Source organism: Hafnia alvei, from assembly GCF_964063325.1.
Classification (GTDB): Bacteria; Pseudomonadota; Gammaproteobacteria; order Enterobacterales; family Enterobacteriaceae; genus Hafnia; species Hafnia alvei_B.
This window is the reverse complement of record NZ_OZ061315.1, coordinates 1,830,234-1,851,465: the sequence shown is the minus strand read 5'-3', so window position 1 is coordinate 1,851,465 and position 21,232 is coordinate 1,830,234. Positions and strand designations below refer to the sequence as shown.

Below are 21,232 nucleotides of genomic sequence, written 5' to 3'. Positions count from 1 at the left end.
CAACTCAGTATAAACCAGCACCCTACACCCCATAATAATAACGTTGGCAAAGATAATTCTGGAAATTTAAAATAGGGTCCAACAAATAAATATAGAAAGATGCCAATAACCACTAATAGGAAAATAACGATTAAATAACCTATAACTAAACGCACCAACGAGCTCGGATTATCTTTTTTATCGGTTGCCATAAGGAACGGTCACTCCAATAACCATTTTATTTTCTGTACACTGACTCATCCAGCCACAAGGCTGCTGTATATCTAGCGTGTGAAGAAGCGACATTGATATCGCTATATAAGGAGATATTTCACCTAGCGCCCCCCAATAAGGGGTAAGAATATGTTCAATGGCCGACCATCCTCCAGGCTGAAATTCAGCCATACTTTTCTGGTCCATCGCGAGGCAACATTCTGGCATATCATCCAAATGGGCATAGCGTTCTAGGTGACGAGCAGCTATACCAGCCTCTACATCCGATGCAACATCGATTTCCTCAGCACGATGTAATAGGGCTTTACCTGCTTGGCTCGCTATCCAAGCAAAACCAGCCTCTCCCGCAGGAATAGCGTCAGCAGATTGAGATAAACTATAAGTGCCTGCACAAAGCATCCATTTATTAGCATCGACACTCTGCTGGAAAACATCAATAACGTGGTCTATATCATCAATGCACTTTAAATCTAATCGTACAAATGAAATATTATTGACCGCAGACTTTATTGTCTCAATAAATACCTGAAAACTTGCCTCATCGCCGAACCAACTAACATAAGCAAGGCTTTGCCATCGTGATTTTATTTCTGGACTATTAATCAACTGCTGAGCCAAATGGCGTGCTAAACCCTGTTCTCGTACCATTGGCATATTTAATAACAGTGGATAACGTAGAGATAACAACGTTGGATTATTGGGAGGAGGTGTTCCCCCTGTCATTATTCCAGAATATAACGATTGCTCGTCACCTAATGGGCCTATTAAGTAAACCTTTTCAATGGCAATACCTAGAGAACGTTCTTGCCACCAATCATTTTGCTCTTGTTCAACAACCTGCTGATAGCTGCTGCGATTCTTCAATCCAATCTGTAGCAGTAGGTAGCGGATAGCAAGTGCAAGTGCCCAAAATAAAGTAGGAAAACCTATGATGAAGAACCAAAAGGCCAAACCGGAGGGAGCTTGCTCTGTTGAGCGTAGAAGTAGTGCCAGAAACGAACCGATTAACCAAATAGCAGCGAGCAATATGCCCCATCGTCGCCAACCAATAGGCCCAGGAGTGATATAATCGGGGTATTCTGGCGGGAATTTCATGGTGCAATATCCATCTGAGCCAACGAGCTAACCAGCGTACAACCACATTCGCAACGGTGGCCGTCCAACGCTACGGCCTTTCCATTAATCGTGCTGCCCGATGCGCCTTGAGCAATGCGGGTTGCGCCATGTTTATTACATACTGCGCTGTCACCCACGCAGGATATCGGCTTGCCAAAGGCGTTATAACTGCCGCCCGTCACTTTGCCACCATATTCTTTCAAGGTGTCACCCACACGAATCACCTTTTTCATTTCACCCCCCTATGCCACTTTAGTCACATCACTGGGTTCATCAATGCCGAGGTAGCTGCTCAGATAATCCATTCTCTGATTGTGCTGAGCGCCTATCGCCTGTCGTTTTTGGCTGCTGGCAAGTGCACCAATATCTTTGGTCGGCGCAAGCAGTTCCATCGCATTCGGGAGCAGTGGCACATCCAATCCGGTTGCTAAATCGACAATTTTATACTCTGCCGACATCACACCGATGGTTCCCGCCACGCCACCGAGCACGTTCTGTACGTTTTTCTGCTTCACCGTATAAATCACGCCACCGACCAACGTTGCCGTACCAACAACTTTGCCTGCAACGGCTATCAGCGACAGATCTTTATTACCTTCACTACCGCTGTAGATCATGCGATAGCGAAAATAGCCTGCCCACATTTCACGTGAATCTAATTCATAGTGCATAAACCACGCGCGTGAGTCGTGAATTTGCTCATCATATAGCGCACAAACCAAGGCCATTTGCGGATCTTTAGTCACGCTTCCCAGTCGATCGATAAACAGTTTGGAATACAGGCTGTTACCAGCCGCTTTCATCTCGTTGTATTCAACTTGCACATCATCGCTATTAATGAGGTATATGGCATATTTTGGGATCGTATCGAGGATCACCTGTGCCACGCTATTTTGCTCACGATTCCAATCGTAATAATCGTGTTCAAACTCACGGGCGGCTTCGCGTAGCTGCTGTTTATCCAGAGTGGGTTCAAAACTTGGAATACCTTGCTTATCTTTATCACCCTGATACTCAGGGTTATCTGGATATTTTCTGGCCATTTCTCGGTCGTTTTTAATACCATTGACATCAGCTGTATACTTGTTCTTTGCGGCTTTCTGCTTCTCATCATCCCACTGCGTGGCATTTGTATAAAAGCCCTGCACCTGATAGCTACCGCGTGCATAACGCCCAATACGCCACGCGGTGATCCACCCCATCTGCTCCGCAATCTTGGTTTCAAGCGAATGGCTTAATAGATGAGGCTCATAGCCCAATACAGTTTTGGTTTCACCACTCTGCTGCGTTTCTTCTTTTCCAGCGAGGATAGTTTCACGCCATGCATTGAACCGCTCAACTAATATTGGAGATACATGAAACTCAGTAAGTGAGTCAGATGACATTGCGAACGACGGCGACTTAGACTTAATCCCCTCTGGGATAAGCTTTGCTGGGACTGACAACGGAGCACCTGCATCAAAAGCGGCCGCATACATATCTTGCAATATAATTTGCGATAGTAATTCGCCATCTCCGCCAAGTGCTTTGCCTTGATCTCCTTTAGGATACCCACCGCCGATATCCGAGTGCATACCCGGGTATATAACCTCTTTTGCATAGCTCGGGTATGTGCCATTTGGCCTGCGAATAGTATCGAGGGGGAAGCTTAAGCGCTGTTCATGGGCGGCCACAAAGTGTTGGCAGCATTTCACATACTCAGGATATTTTTTTTCATCAGGCAGTTGCTGAGTACCATCCGCCCAGCCCATATGCCCAGCGGCAAAAGGCGCAACGTGTGCAATACCCACTGAGGGTACGGTATCCAAAATACCGAGAAACTCGATGCTAAGCGGCAATCCTAAAATAGTTTGCTCCGGCAGTTCAGCGCCCTTCGGAGTTGTAAACATCTCGCTTAGCCAATTTACAAAGGTGCGTGCTTCCGCCGCCCCGCGAGAAAAACCATAAACGAAAAGCTTAATCTCCAATATTTTAGGGGTTGCTGTATTAATTTCACTTCGAAGTGACTCTAACAAATTATTAAGCACGTTGCGGCGATTCACCTCTCCAGTGAGTGGCCAATGGGCGCGCATATCAGCAATTTTTTGCTTAGCGATGGAGTCATCGAATCTTTGCTTAGTAGCTGCAAATGTGAGGGCATCAATGATTCTCAATAGAGCCCAATTGATTCTATCTTCCCCACCTGATGCAAATGCTAACCCTGAACCAGAATAATCTAGTTCACCTATTTTTGGAAAAGGTGTGCCTACACCAGGAATATAATATGACTGGTAGCCATCTTCAGCACCAGTTTGTATTGACGCATGATACAACTTAGCAATATTAGTCGGGTGCACTGGATTAGCTTTTGAATCATTTTCGTCATTATTTCCTGTGCCATCAAAAAACAGACTGATATGCAAACTATGCCTACAGGAAAATCCATTTTTTTTATCTGATGACTTATTGCACTCAAGCAAATATTTTTTCTCTTCTTTTTTTTGCTTAAGATAATTATCTTCAACCTGAAGTTTAGTTATAGGTAGCCGCCCAGCAAGCGGAAATAATGGTGGAGCCCACGCTGCACTTTTATTTATCTCGGACATATTTTTGGCTCCGGCATATTCAATGGTTCTTTTATTGGATACTCAGGGCTACCATATCCCCAGCATGACGTTGTGACTTTAACTTTGTCACAAGGTAAAAAATGGACTGTTAAACCGCATCGTTTAGCTCCATATTGAGGGACATCAACTACAGCTAATTTATTGACGGAATGAGCAGAAATTTTCTGTTTCCATTCTTGAAATTTTTTCTCATCGCCATAACCAGGGAAATCAATATTCTTAGTGTCAACAGATTTCCATTTTACTTGAACCTTCATTCCAGGACGCCATTTATCTGGCAATAAAATACAACACGTATTCCCTCCCACTAAACCTCCATACCCATTCACTGAAAACCGAGAAACTTCTTGCCTAGTATGATTCATCCCTCTTAAGTCGCCACCAGTCATATCATCATCACTGGCGAATGAGCAACCGGTCGTCAATAGCGTCAACAGCACCAGCATGCCACCGCAATTCCTTAATGTTCTATTCATCACCCTCTCCTGTTTGGATTAGCACCATTATGGTTATTTACTTCACACTTTAATAAATAATCATAATGGTACCCACAGTATTTATCTTGGGCATGTTTTCGGCTCCGACATATTTAAAGGTTCTTTTATTGGGTATTCGGGGCTACCATATCCCCAGCATGATGTTGTGGCTTTAATGTTATTGCAGGGCAAAAAATGCACTGTTAGCCCACACCTTTTTTCGCCATATTTCGGTATCTGAACCATCGCACTATGACTTGTATAACGCGATGCATGCTCCGCATAAGCCTTCCTATACTCGTCCGTTCCTAAAGGCGGTAATCGTTCATATGGTTTTGGATCTACACTCCATTTAACCACCGCACTCATACCCGGACTCCACTTATTAGGTAACAAAACACAACATGTATTTCCCCCAACAAAACCTCCGTAATCATTTACTGAAAATCGAGTTATCCCTTGTTTTGTATGATTTACTCCCCTTAAATCCCCACCGGTCATATCATCGTCACTGGCGAATGAGCAACCGGCCGTCAATAACGTCAACAGCACCAGCAGGCCACCGCAATTCCTTAATGTTTTATTCATCACCCTCTCCTATTTGGATTAGCACCATTATGGTTATTTACTCCACATTTTAATAAATAGTCATAATGGTACGCATGATATTTATCTCGGACATGTTTTCGGCTCCGGCATATTCAGTGGTTCTTTTATTGGGTATTCGGGGCTACCATATCCCCAGCATGACGTTGTGACTTTAACGTTATTGCAGGGTAAAAAATGCACTGTTAGCCCACACCTTTTTTCGCCATATTTCGGTATCTGAACCATCGCACTATGACTTGTATAACGCGATGCATGCTCCGCATAAGCCTTCCTATACTCATCCGTTCCTAAAGGCGGTAATCGTTCATATGGTTTTGGATCTACACTCCATTTAACCACCGCACTCATACCCGGATTCCATTTATTAGGTAACAAAACACAACATGTATTTCCTCCAACAAAACCGCCGTAACCATTTACTGAAAATCGAGTTATTCCCTGTTTTGTATGATTTACCCCCTTAAATTTCCACCGGTCATATCATCGTCACTGGCGAATGAGCAGCCCGTTGTCAACAGCGCCAGAAGCACCAGTACACCACCGCAATTCCTTAATGTTTTATTCATTACCCCCTCCCGTTTGGATTAGCACCATTATGGTTATTTACTCCACACTTTAATAAATAGTCATAATGGTACATACAGTATTTATCTTGGGCATGCTTTCGGCTCCGACATATTTAAAGGTTCTTTTATTGGGTAATTTGGATTTCCATATGCCCAGCAAGATGTTGTGGCTTTAACTTTACCGCAGGGTAAAAAATGCACTGTGAGGCCACATCTTTTTTCTCCATATTTAGGGATATCTATAATAGCACTATTATTTTTATAGCTGGCTTCATGCTTAGCCAAAGCTTGTTCATCAAATCCATAGCCTCTCGTTTTTCTTTTTATTTTTATTTTTTCTCGAGGGTTTGGGTCTGAAACCCACTCAACTTGCACCTTCAAACCAGAACGCCAAGTATTGGGTAATAAAATGCAGCATGAATCCCCTCCCACAAAACCGCTATATCCATTGACTGAAAAATTAGTAATTCCTTCTTGTGTATGATTCACTCCCCTTAAATTCCCACCGGTCATATCATCGTCACTGGCGAATGAGCAACCGGTCGTCAATAGCGTCAACAGCACCAGCATGCCACCGCAATTCCTTAATGTTTTATTCATCACCCTCTCCTATTTGGATTAGCACCATTATGGTTATTTACTCCACATTTTAATAAATAGTCATAATGGTACGCATGATATTTATCTCGGACATTTTTTCGGCTCCGGCATATTCAATGGTTCTTTTATTGGGTAGTCCTCTCTACCATATACGGAACATATCGCCGTTGCTTTAACTTGATCGCAAGGTAAAAAATGAATAACTAAATCACATGCTTGGTTATATTTAGGTATATCTATTACCTCACTATGATTTTTATAGTTAGCAGCATGTTTCGCGTAAGAGGTTCTGTATTCATCAGTACCCAGTGGTGGTAGTTTCTCGTTGGGATTGGGGTCTGACATCCATTTAACTTCTACTTTTAGACCCGGCCGCCATTGATCAGGAAGCATTACACAACAGCTATACCCGCCCATTTGCCCCCTATAATCATTGACCATAAAACTGCTAATTCCCTTTTGGGTATGGTTCACTCCGGTTAAATTTGCGCCACTGGAGCTTTCACCAGAAACCACCGTCCCTGAGGTTAATAATGTGGCAAGCATGACCATATTTCTTACCACTATCGTTTTTTTCATTTTATAACGTCCTTGTTGTAAAGATGAGTGAGTATTAGCACTCTAAATGGTGCTGCTCGATAAAATCAGCAATATCGCCAAGAAAACCTTGTTCGGTTATGCGCACTGCCACACGATAGTAATGGGAGAAATTATGTTCCTTGGAAAAGGCGTTATTGCGAAACCGTTCTGAGCTGGCAATATTTTCGGCATCACTCATACAGGCAATTCTCTCAAACTGATTATCATCCAGAGATATCTCAAAATCACTCATGACAAAATTCACTTCTGGATTAAAACTGCCAGCCAGCCAAACAGGTGATTTATCCCTATCCATCCAGCTCCAAAAAAGGGCAATATCCGTTAGCCGTTTCTTTTGTTCAAGATTAAAAACATCCGTTACTAAAAGAGGAAATACGCGGGTATCATAAAAACGCAACAGGCCAAATTGTTCCCCCCATTTAGCGACGGATATTTTTTTCAAATGCTCGCACAACAGATCAAAAGAGAGTGGTGAAACCAGCATTAACAGTCTTGGGGTTCCAGAGAAATGTTCCATTAGCTCAGACAGCCATGCTTTATGCTGCCATATATCCAGTTGAACGCGCATAAGCAAAGGGGCTTGTTCAAGCAGCCCCTCTTCGGGCGTATCATCGAATAACGAAAACCATTTTATTTCTGGTTGCATACGCTGCAAGGACGAGACTATGGGCTGCTGCCAAGCAGCCTGATCGACAAGAATATCGATATAGTTTAAATCCGTCGTCGTACACACTTTTTCGATTTGAGACAGCCAAAGCTGGCGTTTTTCACTCACGTTTTCGTTCCTTCTATTGACGCAATACAAATCCGGCAGCTTCTTCCTGCGCCTTTTTCAAACACTCTTTGCACACCGATTGAGGGAGCTCAGGCAGAGGAAAATCCTCACTCGCAGGCGTATCCCAAACGTGTGTGCCTTTCAAACTTAAACGGCTTGGCCCGTGAATCTCAATCTCACCCTGTGGCGTTAAACGAATATAAGCCCCGCCGCAGCCAATGGTGATACCGTTTTTTGCAGTCAACTGTAGATGCCCTTGCACCGACTGTATGGTAACGTCTTTCAGTGCGGTTAAGGCCATCGTATCAGCATGGGATTCAATGGTTAATGCGCCTTTACCTGAAACTAAACGCATACCTTCCTGCTGAGCCAATAGCGATATTGCCTGACTTGAATTTGCAGAAATACGCTGTGCGCTCGCTAAGTTTATCTCTCCTTGGCTTTGCAGATAGAGCGCTTTGCCGCTTTGTAGCATCACGGTTTCTGGACTGACGGCACCTATTCCCTGTGGTGCACTCATCAGAAGTGCCGCACCGGTTAGCTGCGTTGCTTGTGTCAGATAGTTTTTTAAACTCTCGCTTTCAGGCTGTAAATTGTGATGGGACTGGGTGATGGTTCCCCAATCCGTCATTTGGCTTATGGCTCCCTTGATCAAGCTTACCGCCTGATCCATCTCCAACACCTTCCCACCCGCCTTTGGCTGGCCGTCGGCGCTGATGAAAATCCCCTTCCCCGCCCTTATCGCGCCCCAGTCGTCGGTGCGCAGTTCGAAGCCTTCGCCGCGTTGCTGTTTTTGGCTGTCGACCAAATGGCCGAGGTTGAGCTGGGTTTTGCCGCCGTATTCGGTGCTGAGTTTGATGTGCTCTTTGCCGCGTTCGTCGTCGAGGCGCAGTTTGTTGTTGGCGGGGGTGCGTAACACGTTGCGTTTGTAGTTTTGCAGCGTGACGTGGTCGCCGTGTTTGGAGTCGTGCAGCGCGTAGGCGATGTACGGTCGGTCGGGGTTGCCCTCTTCGAACGCAATCGCCACTTCGGTGCCCGCCAGCAGCGGTGCGTGTAGGCCGTAGGTATCACCGGCATACGGGCGCGCTTGGCGTACCCACAGGCTTTCGCAGCCGGCCTGCCACTCGTCGCGGTCAAAATCAAACGACACGCGGTAGCGGCCATCTTTATCGATGTGGCTGTAGGTGTCATTCACCACGGTGCTGGTGACGCGGGCCGGAATGGTGCCCGCCATCACTGGTTTGGCGCTGGGCTCGGGGCGGAAACAGACGTTTTCAGAATACGGGATGGCGGTGAATTCAACTTCGTAACTTTGGTCACGGCGCGCTTTGCTGCGGATTGCCACGATCACCGCACCTTGGCGGAACGCCTCGGGCGCATCGCCATCCACTTTGAGCTCTTGCCCTGGCGACAGCGCCGCCGAAGTGGTGAAGCCGTGCAGCAGGGTTTGTTGATTTAGATAGCGCTCATGACGCAGGCGCGCATAGAACGCGCCGCTCTCAGGATCAGACTGCGGGCTGTTTTTGTCGCCCGCCGCCAGATAATTATCCGCGTAGTGATAGGCTTCGCCGTAGGTGGTTGTGTCGCCGCGGGTGACGTCAACGTCGCCATCCATCCACGACTGGGCTTGGCGGTAGTTGTAGTCTCGGGTGGTAACGCGATTTTCGACCACCTGATGAGCGCTGGTTAATCCCCATACCGATTCAACGCCAACGTCATTCATGCCCGACGGATTACGCAGCGGCAGGCTGGTGCCGAACTGGTAATGCTGTTGATCGTCATAGAATTCCACGACGTCGATATTAAGTTTAGGGTCAGCGGTGAAACGGAACCAGATGCCGATTTCGGCCAGCAGGCGGCTGATAAATTGCAGATCGTTTTCGCCGTACTGCATCACCAGTTCACGTTTTGGATAGGTGTGCGCCAGCGTGAACAGGAAATCTTGCCCTTTGAAACCGTGGCGATCGCGCAGGATCTTTTCCACGATCTCCGGCACCGAAAGGTTTTGGTAAATCGCGTGCTGATGGCTTTTCGCCAGCAGCGCCAAGCGCGGAACCAAGGTCACTTCGTAGCGGCTTTCGTCACGGGAAGTAGACAGACGCTTGAAGCGCTGGATCACCCCGTGCACCGTGCGCAGCGGCTGCATAACCGGCGGCGTCATCGACAAAGAAGAGGCCAGCACATTCGGCGTGGCGTTCAGGGTGAACGTGGCGTCCTGCATCAGCATCTGCGCGGGCTGGATGTCTTTGGCCGAGCTGGTGAATTCAATGGTGTAGCGATAAGGCTGGCTAAGATGCTCTTCGCCAGTGAACGCCAACACGTCCAGCGGAGCCGTGTTGTCCCAGACCTTCAGCACATGGTGGCTGTGATCGAACATCAGTTGAGCCGCAGTATTTAACATGTCACCCTCGCTTCGGCGGTTATCGCGCCGTCTGAGTTAGCGTTCTTTTTGTCAGCGTTCTTTTCGTTACCGTTCAGCTCATCACCGCGATCTTCGTCACCGTTCTCTTCATCACCAAAATCCAGCGTAATGCCGTCTTCGTCGTTGTAACCCAATGTCAGGCTGTTTGGTTTTCGCTGCTGCGCTAAACGCTGTAATAGCTGCTGGGAAAGCACCGGTAAGATCTGCTGATTGAGCAGGCTGTCGATGTTGCGCGCGCCGGTATCCGGCAGCAGGCAGGCCTCGACCAGCGTGTCCATCAGGCTTTCTTCGATGTGGCAAGTCAGTCCGTAATGACGCTGAAGACGTTTTGCCACCTGCCCTAATTTGATGGCCACAATGCGGCGGAGCGCCACGGCGTCTAGCGGGCGATAAATCAGCGTCTGGAAACGGGCGAGCAAGGCTGGCTGGAAATGATCGCGCAGGATCGGGCGCAGCAGCTCTTGCAGCATACCGTCCGAGGCCTCTGGCTGTTGTTCTAACAGCGCCATCAGCTGATCGCTGCCCAAGTTGGCGGTCATTAAAATCACGGTATTGCGGAAGTCGATCTCGCGCCCTTCGCCGTCGCGCATAAAGCCACGATCGAATACCTGATAGAACAGGTTTAAAACGTCGCGATGCGCCTTCTCAACTTCGTCGAGTAGCACCACGCTGTATGGTCGCTTGCGTACCGCCTCGGTCAAAATCCCGCCCTGACCATAACCCACGTAGCCCGGAGGTGAGCCTTTAAGCTGGGAAACGGTGTGCGCCTCTTGATACTCGGACATATTAATCGTGATCAGCGATTTTTCGCCGCCGAACAGGTCATCGGCCAGCGCCAATGCGCTCTCGGTTTTGCCCACGCCGCTCGGGCCAACCAGCAGGAATACGCCGAGCGGGCCGTTCTCCGAGGTTAAACCGGTTTTAGCGGCGCGTAACCGCTGCGCCAGCGCGCCTAGCGCAGCCGGTTGGCCAATAACGCGCTCGCCCAGCTGATCTTCTAACTGCAGCAGGCTGGTTTGTTCATCTTTCAACAGGCTGCCCAGCGGCACGCCCGTCCAGTCGGCGATCACGTTCGCCACGGTGCGCACGTCAACGTCGAGAGAAAGCAGCGGCTGATTGCCCTGAATTGCGCTCAGCTGCTGTTGAATAGCGGCACGTTCGGACTGGCGGCTGAGATCTTGGCGTACTTCCAGCAGCGTTTGGGTAAGCTCGCGCTCTTGCTGATATTGGGCATCGAGCTGCGCCTGTTGGCTGAGCAATTCGGCGCTCAGTTTTTCAATCGTGCCAAGTCGTTCGCTGTCGGCGCCGCTGCTGAGCACCAAATCTTGCTCGATAGCCAGTTTCTCCATCTCCAGCGATGCTAACTGAGCGTTAATCTGGGTGAGCTGTTCAGGCACGGTATCCAAGCTCATACGCACGCGGGCGCTGGCGGTATCCAGTAAATCCACGCCTTTGTCCGGCAGTTGTCGTCCGGTGATATAACGGCGCGACAGCGTGACCGCCGCTTTCACCGCCGCATCTTGGATATGCACACCGTGGTGGGTGGCGTAGCGCTCTTTCAAGCCGCGCAGCATCAGGCACGCCATCTCATCGTCGGGCTCGTCGACTTTGACCATCTGGAAACGGCGTTCTAACGCGGCGTCACGTTCGAAATACTGTTTGTATTCAGACCACGTAGTAGCCGCAATGGTGCGCAGCTCGCCGCGTGCCAGCGCCGGTTTCAGCAGGTTAGCGGCATCTGCGCCACCGGCCTGATTGCCCGCGCCGATAATGGTGTGTGCTTCGTCAATAAACAGCAGAACCGGTTCGGGCGCTTGCTGTACCGCTTCGATGACGTTTTTCAGTCGCTGCTCGAATTCACCTTTCACGCCTGCGCCTGCCTGTAGCAAACCGAGATCCAGCGTGCGTACGCTCACGGTTTTTAAGCTATCGGGCACATTGCCTTCGGCGATACGCAGCGCTAAACCTTCCACCAGCGCGGTTTTGCCCACGCCGGGTTCGCCCACCAGAATCGGGTTATTTTTGCGACGGCGCGAAAGAATATCGACCATCTGGCGAATTTCCATATCGCGGCCAAATACCGGGTCGATGCTGCCAGAACGCGCTTTTTCGGTGACGTCGAGGGTGAACTTATTGAGCACCGCCAAATGCGCTTCCTGCATCGGTGAAACGCCGCTGGCGTTGGGTTGACCCGAGGCCGATTCAGCATTAGACGTTAGCTGCGGTTCAGTATGTGGCTGCGGGTGTTGCAGCCCAGTTTGCAGCTCAGGGCGTTCTTCCGACTGGGCATCTAGCAGCGGTAGCAAACGGGATAGCTGCGTGGTGCTGATACTCAGCAGCGGCCACACGGCGTCCGTCGCCAGTAAATTAGGTTTATTAATCAGCGCAGCGAGCAGATGTGCAGAACGCACGGCGTCGGTGTTTTCCTGCAACGACGCGTCTAACCACGCATTTTTGATCAGCTGTTGGAGCTTGTCGGAGAGCTGCGGTTTTCCCTGAATGGTATGCGGAAGACTGTCTAAATGATTCAGCAGCCCCTGCCATAGGCCGTCCATGTCCCATTCGTAGCGGCGAGCGATCACCGTAATGTCACCCTCACCCTGCTCTAACAGCTTGAGCAGCCAGTGTTCTACCGTGATTTCCGCATGGGCGCGGGTTTGGCATAAGGTGGCGGCGGCGGCAAGCGCCTGAGCACAATATGGATTTAACCGACGCAGTAAGCTTGCTGAATTATTTCCCATTACATTCTCTCTCCCGTTTATGCCCATTGCCTTATTAGGCACGCTACCGCCCATAGCCGTTTTCCATACTCGGAAGCCAAGGCCCATAAGGTCATCAAATTAAATTGTGTTAAACCCGTTCGTTGTTGTGCTCAGCGTCCGAACAAGACCGTTTTGGCACTGAGCAGAAAAACGAAAAGGCAGACGATTTCTCGTCTGCCTGTGGTATTACGCTGAAGCGCGCTCATTCCAAGAGTCAGAATGAATGATGTTGCCGTCTTTGAAGGTCCAAGTGATCTTCTCGTAACGGAACTCAATCTCTTCCAGATGGTTGTGTTTTTCTTTCGATGGGTCTTTGATATCCCACATTTTTGGCGCAACTTTCACGACTTTGACGTTTTCGAGCTTGGTGTTGAAGTATTCCACTTCTTGACCCGCGTCATCGATCTTGTACCATTTGATTTCGGCAGACTTCAGGGTCTGGCCAGAAGTCACGGCTTTGTAGAGATAAGGGCTAGACGCGTCCACTTCTTTGGTGAAGACCAGAGGAGTATGGATACGAGTACCGGTCAGTTTGCCGGTGTTGTTGTCGGTAGGGATGTACAGAGAGTGTTCCAGCGCCACCATTTCGATGCTGCCTTCACGTTTTTGTACGTCTACTGAACCTTTAATGTCTGCGCCGCCGTCGTCTTTCAGCCACAGATATGCTGGAATTGCCATGTAAAACTCCTTGTTACTGGGGAGGTACTTATCGGTACTTGGGGTACTGATAAGTACGCTGTTGTAAGCCGCCACACTGGCGGCTGGTTAAAAATCTGATGCCTTGGCGGGCAGCTTGCAGGCTCCCGCCTCTGGCACCAGACGAATATCTACCCGTCGATTAGCCGCACGGCCAGCGTCGGTTTCATTGCTGGCGATGGGCTGACTCGCGCCATATCCCTGCACCGCAAAACAGGTCATCGGAATATCACCCATGCTGCGCATCCAATCGCGTACCGCTTCGGCGCGTGCTTGGGAGAGCGTGACATTGCGCTGTGGATTACCGGTTGAATCGGTATGTCCGGCGATCACAATCAGCCAGCCCGGCTGCGCTTTGATGTCGACTAGCGCACTGACCAACACCTTGGTGGAACCCGCTTTTAGCTTCGCGCTGTTGGTATCAAACAGCGACAGGCTGTCTAAGCGCACCGCCTTGGGGATCACCACCTTGGCTTTTTCCTGCACTTTTTCCGGCGGCGGTGGCAAATAGGTGGCAATCGTTGCCAGTAGCGGCTGGCGCAAGCGCTCACCCGGATACAAACCTAGCCCCATGCGCAGCGGAACACCCTGCCGATAGTTGTTATCCAACAGCACTTCGTCTTGGATCAGCACGTCAACCGCGTGTTTTTTCGCCATGTAGTCGGTCATGCGAATCGCGCTGTAGCGCTGGATATCGTCACTCACCTGCCGCAAAAGTTGGCGGTTATGCCACGCGGAGCTGCCTAAGGCGGCAACCGCTGCCAGCGTAAAGAGGCCAATGCCCCATGCCTGCGTGCGGCGCAGCGGCGTAAACCCCGACTGCTGAGGTAACAGGCGTAGTAAGCGATCGGGGAAAGCCAATCCGCCGCTCGTTTCAGCGTGGGTCGTTTCGCCCTTCGCGCCATCGCCGAGCGTGGTTTTACTTTCCAGCCACTGCTGCCAAAGTGAGTTATTGCCCAGCGTTACTGGCAGTGCCGCAATCGGCGAGAGTGCGATCGCAACCGGTCGGCAGGCCGGAGCCGAATGCTCCTGACGCTGGCAGTGTGGTAAAACAAATTCAGCCATCCATTCACGCCAGCTTTTTAGCGTAACCGCGCACTGGAAGCGTTCGGCGCGCTGCGTTTCGTCTTCATCGCTACGATTTGCCGCCAGCCAGTCAGCCAGCGCGCGCGGGGCAGAACGGCCAATACCGACGCTGCTTTCCGCCTGCCCTGCCAGCCACTCAAACCACAGTTCATCGGGCTGATGCGAATTGGCGATCGCCAAATAGCTGGTGAACAGTACCGGCGTGTCTCGGCCACACAGCTTGCTGACGCGTGAAACCTGATAGCAAAACTCGCGCATTTGCCCAGCCAGCACGGCGGCATCGCTTTGCTGCTGTGGGTTAATCACCCGCAAGATGCTGATTTGTTCACTCCAGCCCGCGCGCTGCGCCAGCATAGAATCAACAAAATCCACCAAGCGTAGATCGGGGGGTAAACGCAGATAACAGCCCTGCGGGGTTTCCCGTACGCTAGCGTTGCCAAACAGCGCATCAACGCCGTCGCCGCACACCACCACCACCGGATGACGGAAATGCTCCGGCGGTAAATCAGCGGTAGCTTCCATCACATGAACATCAACACGCCCTGCGCGTCGCCAACCGATAACCACCACCAGCAAGACAATCACGATGGCGATAATTTGTCCCAACAGCGTCAGCGGCAGCCAAACCAGACACAGTAACAGCGCGAGCAATCCGCCCCATGTCCATAAGGCGCGCTTGTAGGTGGTACTCATGTCATCGTCCCTTTATGGCTTAGCGGGTAGCAGCGTGGTAACCAGCGTCGTGAGATAGCTATGGAAGCCCCACCAAACACCGGCCAGAATCACCACCGCAGCGACAACATGAACCCAGCGCGAGTGCAGCCAGCGATAACGACGCGAAGCGGCGGCGTTGACCAGCAGCGGTGCGCTTTGATCAACGTCCAGCGGCGCTACGCGCTGGCTAAGTTCAGCCACCAGCTGCTGACGCTCCGGCGTATCGTTTTCGCCATAGACGCCGCGAAACCCCAGCATCAGCACGCGGTGAAAACAGGTCAGCACGGCCATGTTTGGCGCGGGCTCACGCAGCACTTCACGCATACGCTGATAGAGCAGTTCCCCTGCCTGTAAGGTTTGAAAGAAATGGGCCTGCAAAGGCATCGAGTGCCAGGCAGAGTAGCCATCGTCTTGGGGACGCCCCAACACCGTTTCATCCAGCAAAGCACACTGGGCGTAACGAATATGATCGATGGCGCTCTGGTGCATGCCCGCTTCTTTCAAAGTCTGTTCGGTACGTTCGATATTTTTCGTGCAGTGCTGCCAAAGGGTTTGTCCATGCTCGACCGGAACCCCTTGACGCAGTTGGACCACCAGCAGCCAGGTGTCTTGCAGCAGGTCGTCGATATCAATCACACTCTTTTTACTCATGCTCTCAGCACCGCATACAGTTCAAGTTGCACATCCGATAAGGTTCCCGGTACGTAAAACGCGCACACGCCAGAAGCCAACATCGCCGTCGCCGTTGGATGTTTGAGATCCAAAGCGAAATACTGATTTTCCAGACGTAATGGAATGGCCGCAGGAACATGGCTGAGTGGAATAAGCGGAACGCCGTTGAGGGCAACGTTGATCAAGTTATTGACGTCATCCGGCGCGCCCACTTTGCACAGCAGCGGGAACTGGGTTTGCAGCAGATGAGCCGGCAGCGCAGAGCGTACCGAAAGATAGAAATCTGCCTCTTCGCGCAGACGAGCGTCGTTTAACGCAGCCTGCCACTGGTTTGGACGGACCTTTTCCAGTTCGAGGGCGATCACGCGTGACGGCAGGCTGGCTTCCAGCAACGTGCTAATCAGGCTGAACAACGGCGGGAATACTGAGCCTAAACGCGCGTGGTCATAGGCTGGAATAGCATCCATATCGTGCTCTAACGAAAAAGTGAGCAACGCGCCGGCCAGCTTCACCAGTTCGCGGTAAACCAGTTCGGGATGTAACGCCGGATGGGTGAGGAAATCATTCAGCACCGGCTGATAGCTGTTCAGCGCATTGAGCAACCAAAACAGCGACACATCGGCGACGGCAAAATCGGCCATCCGCTGATTGCTTTCACGGCGCATGCCCATCAGACGTGTGCGTTTGGCATGTAGCTGGGTTAATAGACGATCCAAGTAGCTGAGCAGCGCAGCGTGCGCGCCGAACTGAAGCAGTGGTGGTACAAACTGTGGATCGACGCCCCAAACGCCCTGCACGTCGCGAACTAACCGCACGGCGGGACACGTTAGGTAGTCACCGTTTTCATCACCATCCAGACGCAGCGTAAGCGCATAACGCACCACCGCCATGGACTCGGTATCGTTACCAAAAATGTCCTGCACTGAAGTCCAATCCTGACGGTAACGAATCGGGCGATCGGCTTTGGCATCCGTCGGTAGGCAGTTACCGCCGTTGGCGTGTTCCAGCGGCAGCGCCAGCAGCAGCGTAGCGCTTTGTGCGTCGGCAGGTAACACCTGCGCTAAATCCAGCGCAGGTGGCAAAAGATCTGCTCGTTCACTGTCTAGCAGCGTACCGTCCTGAAAGCGGACGCTAATGCGATCCGCTTTCAGTTTGCCCAGCCGTAATGCGTCCTTGTCGAACTCAGCAGCCATGATCCCCCAAGGGTGAACCAGCGCCAGATGAGCAATACACTCATTGGTGTAAGCCTCCCAGCGTGCCTGCTGTTGGAACTGCTGCGGAGACAGTAATGTCCCTGCAGCCCATAACGGACGGTCAATTTTCATCTTTGCGCTCGGTCCCGATTAGGCTTTGGCTTTAGGCATCTGCGAAACCAGAGACAGGTTCACATCCATTCCTTCAACTTGGAAATGCGGAACAGCAAACAGCTTCACGCGGAAGAAACCAGGGTTATCGTCGATATCTTCAACGGTCACTTTGGCATCGCGCAGCGGATGAGAGGCCTGCAAATCATCTGCCGGATCGGTCATTTCAGTCACCAATCCACGGATCCAGTTGTTTAGCTCTAGCTCCAGCAAACGGCGGTCTTTGGTGGTGCCGATATTTTCGCGCTGGATCAGTTTCAGATAGTGCGCAATACGCGACAGCAGGAAGATGTATGGCAGACGCGCGTTGATGCGGCTGTTTGCCGTAGCATCGTGGGTTTCATACAACGCCGGTTTCTGGGTGGAGTTCGCCGAGAAGAAGCACGCATAGTCGCGGTTTTTGTAGTACGACAGCGGGATAAAGCCCAAGTTAGCGAATTCAAACTCGCGGGTTTCTGGGATCATCACTTCTGACGGGATTTTCACCTGATTGCCGGTGCCCAAATCGTAAAGATGAATCGGCAGATCGGTAACGGCACCGCCGGCCTGCGGGCCACGAATTTGCACACACCAACCGTTGTTGATGAAGCTTTTCACCATGTTGGCGGCGAACGCAAACGAGGCGTTGGTCCACAGATATTTCTCGTGATCCGGGCCCTTCACCTCTTCCACGTAGTTAAAACTACGCACAGGGATGGTGTCTGGACCATATGGCAAGCGGCCTAATACGCGCGGCATCGTCAAACCGATGTAGCGCGCATCGTCGCTTTCACGGAAAGATTTCCACTTCAGGTACTCTGCACGGTCGAAGTAGTTACCGATATCTTTGATAGCAGCCACTTCTTCCATAGTGTCTTTGCCGAAGAACGCTGGCCCAACGGAACCAATGAACGGCATATGCGCAGCGGCGGCTACTTTGGAGATATTGCGCAGCAAAGCGATATCCTGCGGGCCACGACCAAACTCATAGTTTGAGATAGTGGCTGCAATCGGCTCACCGCCTGGGGTGTCGTATTCCTGAATGTAGGTATGGGAATACAGGCCGCTTTGCGCAATTTCAGGGGCGTCTTCAAAATCTTGCGCCAGATGATCTTTGCTTACGTCCAGCAGCTCAATGCGAACGTTCTGGCGGAAATCAGTTTGATCAATCAGCGACTTAACACCGCGCCATGTGGATTCCACGCGTTGAAAATCAGGGTGGTGCATCACGGCATCTAGCTGACTGCTAATCTGAGCATCCAATGCGGCAATATGGCCATCCAATAGGGTTTTATCCAGTTTTTCGACTTTTTGCGCCGACTGCTTCAGCAGATCTAAAAACACGCTCACGGCGGCGGTAACACGCTCGTCGGCGGAGGTTTCTGCTAGCCCTTCGTTATTTTGGAAGATTTCAATACCGGTCAGCGATGAGACCGGGCTGAGATTGATTTTTTCAAACAGCGACGCATAAACGCCCTGCATGATAGGCGCTTCATTTTCCAGCACAGCGGTAGCATTACCCTGCGCATTTTTTTCCTGTACAGACATCAGCATTTCCTTCTCTTATCCAACCCGGTGATTAACAGTCTTGCGGCGCTAATGCCGCCAATTCCGCGCGCAGTTCATCGCTCAAAGCGTCGTCTTTGAGAATATTTTCGAGTTCACGGCGGAACGTTGCGTTGTCGAGCAGGTTTGATTTGAGATCGCGTAGCAGGTTGCGCATGGCGAGCAGAGCACGTAGCTGAGGGATCTGGCGAGCTACCTGTTCAGGTTCGAAATCTTTCATATCGTTGAAAGTTAGAGATACCGCGGTATCTGTGCCGTCACCGGCCAAGGTATCTGGAACCGCCATTTTAATACTTGGCTGGAATTCACCCAGTACGCTATTGAAGTTATTTTTATTAATATCGATTTTGCTACGTTCTGAAAGTGGACGTTGTTCTTTACCGTTGCTGTAGTCGCCCATTACCAGTAATTTCAGCGGCAGTTCAACTTTCTTCTGAGCTCCACCGGTATGCAAATCCAATTTGATATTGACGCGAGCCTTGGGTACTTCATTTTGGAAACTTGATGAAGCCATTTACTGTCCCTTACAACTGAAAATTAAGGATAACTGCCAGTCGTGACAAACATTCCCTGCCTTAAATTAAAGCACCGTTGACAGGTGGATTAATTGCGAATAAACGGCGTAGTCAAAACGTTCATCGATTGGCGATATTTAGTATTTCTAGTACATATTTAATTAATAAGGAAAGATGAGTAAGCAAAATACTCGTGGCTGAGTTTAAGAAGTTTTGGCGTCTATTAAGAAATGGTTAACTGTTACAGGATGTAACGAAAAGATCGTTTTGTGACATAGATCATCTAGTTGAAATGTAAGATATTTCTTACGAGAAAAAGCAATACCCCTTGCGCTGCAAGGGTTTAAGGCATATCGCCTCAGGCTTAATCCTAGTCATTTGTTAGAATGTAAAAATAAGATATTTCCTCTATAGCGAGAACGAAGAAATGGTTATCAGGCCACACTAGGAACTTTGCTATGAAAATATAAAAACAGAATAGGATGGTAAAAATCAATAGTGTCAACGGCATTAATGATTTTGTTTAAATTCGATGAAGATAACCAATATGTCCATATAAATCGGCAGATCCGCCACTATTTACAGAACTGTGATAAATAATTACCAACCATTTAGCCTACGTTTAAAAATAGGAGTTTTCATACTGTTCGTACAGATAATCCGAAATACTCTACTTGAGAGGAGTATTCTCCGTTTATGTCTGATGTATATATCAACCTTATGAATTATCGATAAGTCATTTATATAACCTTTCGCCGTATGCAGACCCATATAGCGACCTTTTCACTGGGTTTGGCATATTTAGCTTAGAAGTAAATAAAATGCATCAAAGCGCGGGATAAAATAGAGATCAAAAAATAGGCAGATTAAAATTTGAGGCAAAAAAATAGCCCCGCGGTCGGCGAGGCTGATATCTCAGGTTGCTGCGATTGACATAATGCGCAGTGGCTTAGTGTCTAAATGCTTTGACGCAGAGGAGAAGCGGTTTCATTGGGACGATTGGGCTCTTTTAGCATGCCAATCAGAAGATCAATCTCTGTTTTGTTCTTGAGCCCCAGCTTCTTCTTGAGATAAGAGCGTCTGTTTAAAATGTTTTTGTAGTCGTTGCCCTTATGTTTCGCCTGCGAACATACCGCATCCCAGTCCATCAATAACGCCGCAAATTTATTGGAGATATGCTTTTGTAAGCCAAGATAAATTTGCGAAGACAGCGTATTCACCAAATACCCGTGTGAGCTGCTCTGAATGATGTCAGATAGCGCTTGTAGGTTGCCGATGCACGATATGTTGAGTTCAGGAAAATCTTGCGGGTAGCGGCGCGCTAGCTGAGCGTCTTTATTGTCAACGATCAGAACGATACGGCTGCGATAGCTCTCATCCGCCAAGCGCTGCAGTAGATACTGAATATCACTGTCGCAGGTTAATACCGTATCAACCAGCAGTAGTTTAGGCCGAATGATCAGCACCGCTACGGCAGTTTGGATGGGATTTTGAAACTTGAAGTTAGGGCTGTTTCGAGAAGAAGCTGAACGACATCCTGTGATGTTCGCGATAGCCGACTGCATGATGTGCGAGCGACTGAATAAGAATATGTCATCCATGATGTCCCCCTAGCAGGGTGCTTCAGCGAAGCATTCACTCAACACCGCATTAACAAGATAGAATATTCACCCATTCTATCAATGGGTATTTCGATAATCAATTTCGATCAAATCTGATCTATTGATCGTCAGCATCAATCACAACCAATCAAAATCGCTCAATTGATCGTCATAATCTATCTTTGATTCTTGCCAATAAAATGCATCTAATTGATTTACAATTAAAAAGTTAATAGCCTTATAAATTGCATGCATAAATTGCTCAACATTAACAATGCTAAGCGTTAGGGATTT

General features: G+C 49.6%; 18 protein-coding genes. All 18 read right to left on the bottom strand.

All coding sequences use genetic code 11. The features are described from left to right. Positions 1-177: 177 nt before the first annotated feature. Positions 178-1,308: a hypothetical protein gene (locus tag AB3Y96_RS08660; protein ID WP_367298966.1), complete on the bottom strand. Its 1,131-nt coding sequence runs from the start codon at positions 1,306-1,308 to the stop codon at positions 178-180. Beyond that, on the bottom strand, positions 1,305-1,562 hold the full coding sequence (locus AB3Y96_RS08655) for a PAAR domain-containing protein (protein WP_046457902.1): 258 nt from the start codon (positions 1,560-1,562) through the stop codon (positions 1,305-1,307). The genes AB3Y96_RS08660 and AB3Y96_RS08655 overlap by 4 nt, the downstream gene beginning before the upstream one ends. A gap of 9 nt (positions 1,563-1,571) precedes the next feature. After that, on the bottom strand, positions 1,572-3,914 hold the full coding sequence (locus AB3Y96_RS08650) for a DUF2235 domain-containing protein (protein ID WP_367298965.1): 2,343 nt from the start codon (positions 3,912-3,914) through the stop codon (positions 1,572-1,574). Further along, on the bottom strand, positions 3,902-4,411 hold the full coding sequence (locus AB3Y96_RS08645; protein WP_367298964.1) for a DUF3304 domain-containing protein: 510 nt from the start codon (positions 4,409-4,411) through the stop codon (positions 3,902-3,904). The genes AB3Y96_RS08650 and AB3Y96_RS08645 overlap by 13 nt, the downstream gene beginning before the upstream one ends. Positions 4,412-4,492: 81 nt before the next feature. Next, positions 4,493-4,999 (bottom strand): DUF3304 domain-containing protein, encoded by a 507-nt coding sequence (locus AB3Y96_RS08640; RefSeq protein ID WP_367298963.1) that lies wholly within the window; start codon positions 4,997-4,999, stop codon positions 4,493-4,495. An 81-nt stretch (positions 5,000-5,080) separates the two neighbouring features. Beyond that, complete coding sequence (locus AB3Y96_RS08635; protein ID WP_367300300.1) at positions 5,081-5,455, bottom strand: DUF3304 domain-containing protein; 375 nt, start codon at positions 5,453-5,455, stop codon at positions 5,081-5,083. A gap of 212 nt (positions 5,456-5,667) precedes the next feature. Then, a complete protein-coding gene (locus AB3Y96_RS08630) occupies positions 5,668-6,186 on the bottom strand; it encodes a DUF3304 domain-containing protein (RefSeq protein WP_367298962.1) in 519 nt (172 codons plus the stop codon). Between the two features lie 81 nt (positions 6,187-6,267). Further along, complete coding sequence (locus tag AB3Y96_RS08625) at positions 6,268-6,765, bottom strand: DUF3304 domain-containing protein (RefSeq protein WP_072307328.1); 498 nt, start codon at positions 6,763-6,765, stop codon at positions 6,268-6,270. A 34-nt stretch (positions 6,766-6,799) separates the two neighbouring features. Beyond that, positions 6,800-7,561, bottom strand: coding sequence for a DUF4123 domain-containing protein (locus AB3Y96_RS08620; RefSeq protein ID WP_046450039.1), 762 nt, complete (start codon positions 7,559-7,561; stop codon positions 6,800-6,802). 13 nt (positions 7,562-7,574) lie between these two features. Further along, positions 7,575-9,962, bottom strand: a complete 2,388-nt coding sequence (locus AB3Y96_RS08615; protein WP_072307327.1) for a type VI secretion system Vgr family protein — start codon at positions 9,960-9,962, stop codon at positions 7,575-7,577. Next, positions 9,956-12,724 carry a type VI secretion system ATPase TssH gene (tssH, locus tag AB3Y96_RS08610; RefSeq protein WP_367298961.1) on the bottom strand — a complete coding sequence of 923 codons (2,769 nt, stop codon included), beginning with the start codon at positions 12,722-12,724 and terminating at the stop codon, positions 9,956-9,958. The genes AB3Y96_RS08615 and tssH overlap by 7 nt, the downstream gene beginning before the upstream one ends. A 207-nt stretch (positions 12,725-12,931) precedes the next feature. Further along, positions 12,932-13,423 carry an Hcp family type VI secretion system effector gene (locus tag AB3Y96_RS08605; RefSeq protein ID WP_025802740.1) on the bottom strand — a complete coding sequence of 164 codons (492 nt, stop codon included), beginning with the start codon at positions 13,421-13,423 and terminating at the stop codon, positions 12,932-12,934. Positions 13,424-13,510: 87 nt separating this feature from the next. Beyond that, positions 13,511-15,220, bottom strand: a complete 1,710-nt coding sequence (locus AB3Y96_RS08600; protein ID WP_367298960.1) for an OmpA family protein — start codon at positions 15,218-15,220, stop codon at positions 13,511-13,513. A 12-nt stretch (positions 15,221-15,232) separates the two neighbouring features. Further along, complete coding sequence (gene tssL / locus AB3Y96_RS08595; RefSeq protein WP_072307324.1) at positions 15,233-15,892, bottom strand: type VI secretion system protein TssL, short form; 660 nt, start codon at positions 15,890-15,892, stop codon at positions 15,233-15,235. Further along, positions 15,889-17,238 carry a type VI secretion system baseplate subunit TssK gene (gene tssK / locus AB3Y96_RS08590; RefSeq protein WP_367298959.1) on the bottom strand — a complete coding sequence of 450 codons (1,350 nt, stop codon included), beginning with the start codon at positions 17,236-17,238 and terminating at the stop codon, positions 15,889-15,891. The genes tssL and tssK overlap by 4 nt, the downstream gene beginning before the upstream one ends. An 18-nt stretch (positions 17,239-17,256) precedes the next feature. Then, positions 17,257-18,810 carry a type VI secretion system contractile sheath large subunit gene (gene tssC, locus AB3Y96_RS08585; protein ID WP_072307322.1) on the bottom strand — a complete coding sequence of 518 codons (1,554 nt, stop codon included), beginning with the start codon at positions 18,808-18,810 and terminating at the stop codon, positions 17,257-17,259. 25 nt (positions 18,811-18,835) lie between these two features. Next, positions 18,836-19,336 (bottom strand): type VI secretion system contractile sheath small subunit, encoded by a 501-nt coding sequence (gene tssB / locus AB3Y96_RS08580; RefSeq protein WP_025802730.1) that lies wholly within the window; start codon positions 19,334-19,336, stop codon positions 18,836-18,838. Between the two features lie 957 nt (positions 19,337-20,293). After that, on the bottom strand, positions 20,294-20,938 hold the full coding sequence (locus AB3Y96_RS08575) for a hypothetical protein (protein WP_367298958.1): 645 nt from the start codon (positions 20,936-20,938) through the stop codon (positions 20,294-20,296). Positions 20,939-21,232: the final 294 nt, after the last annotated feature.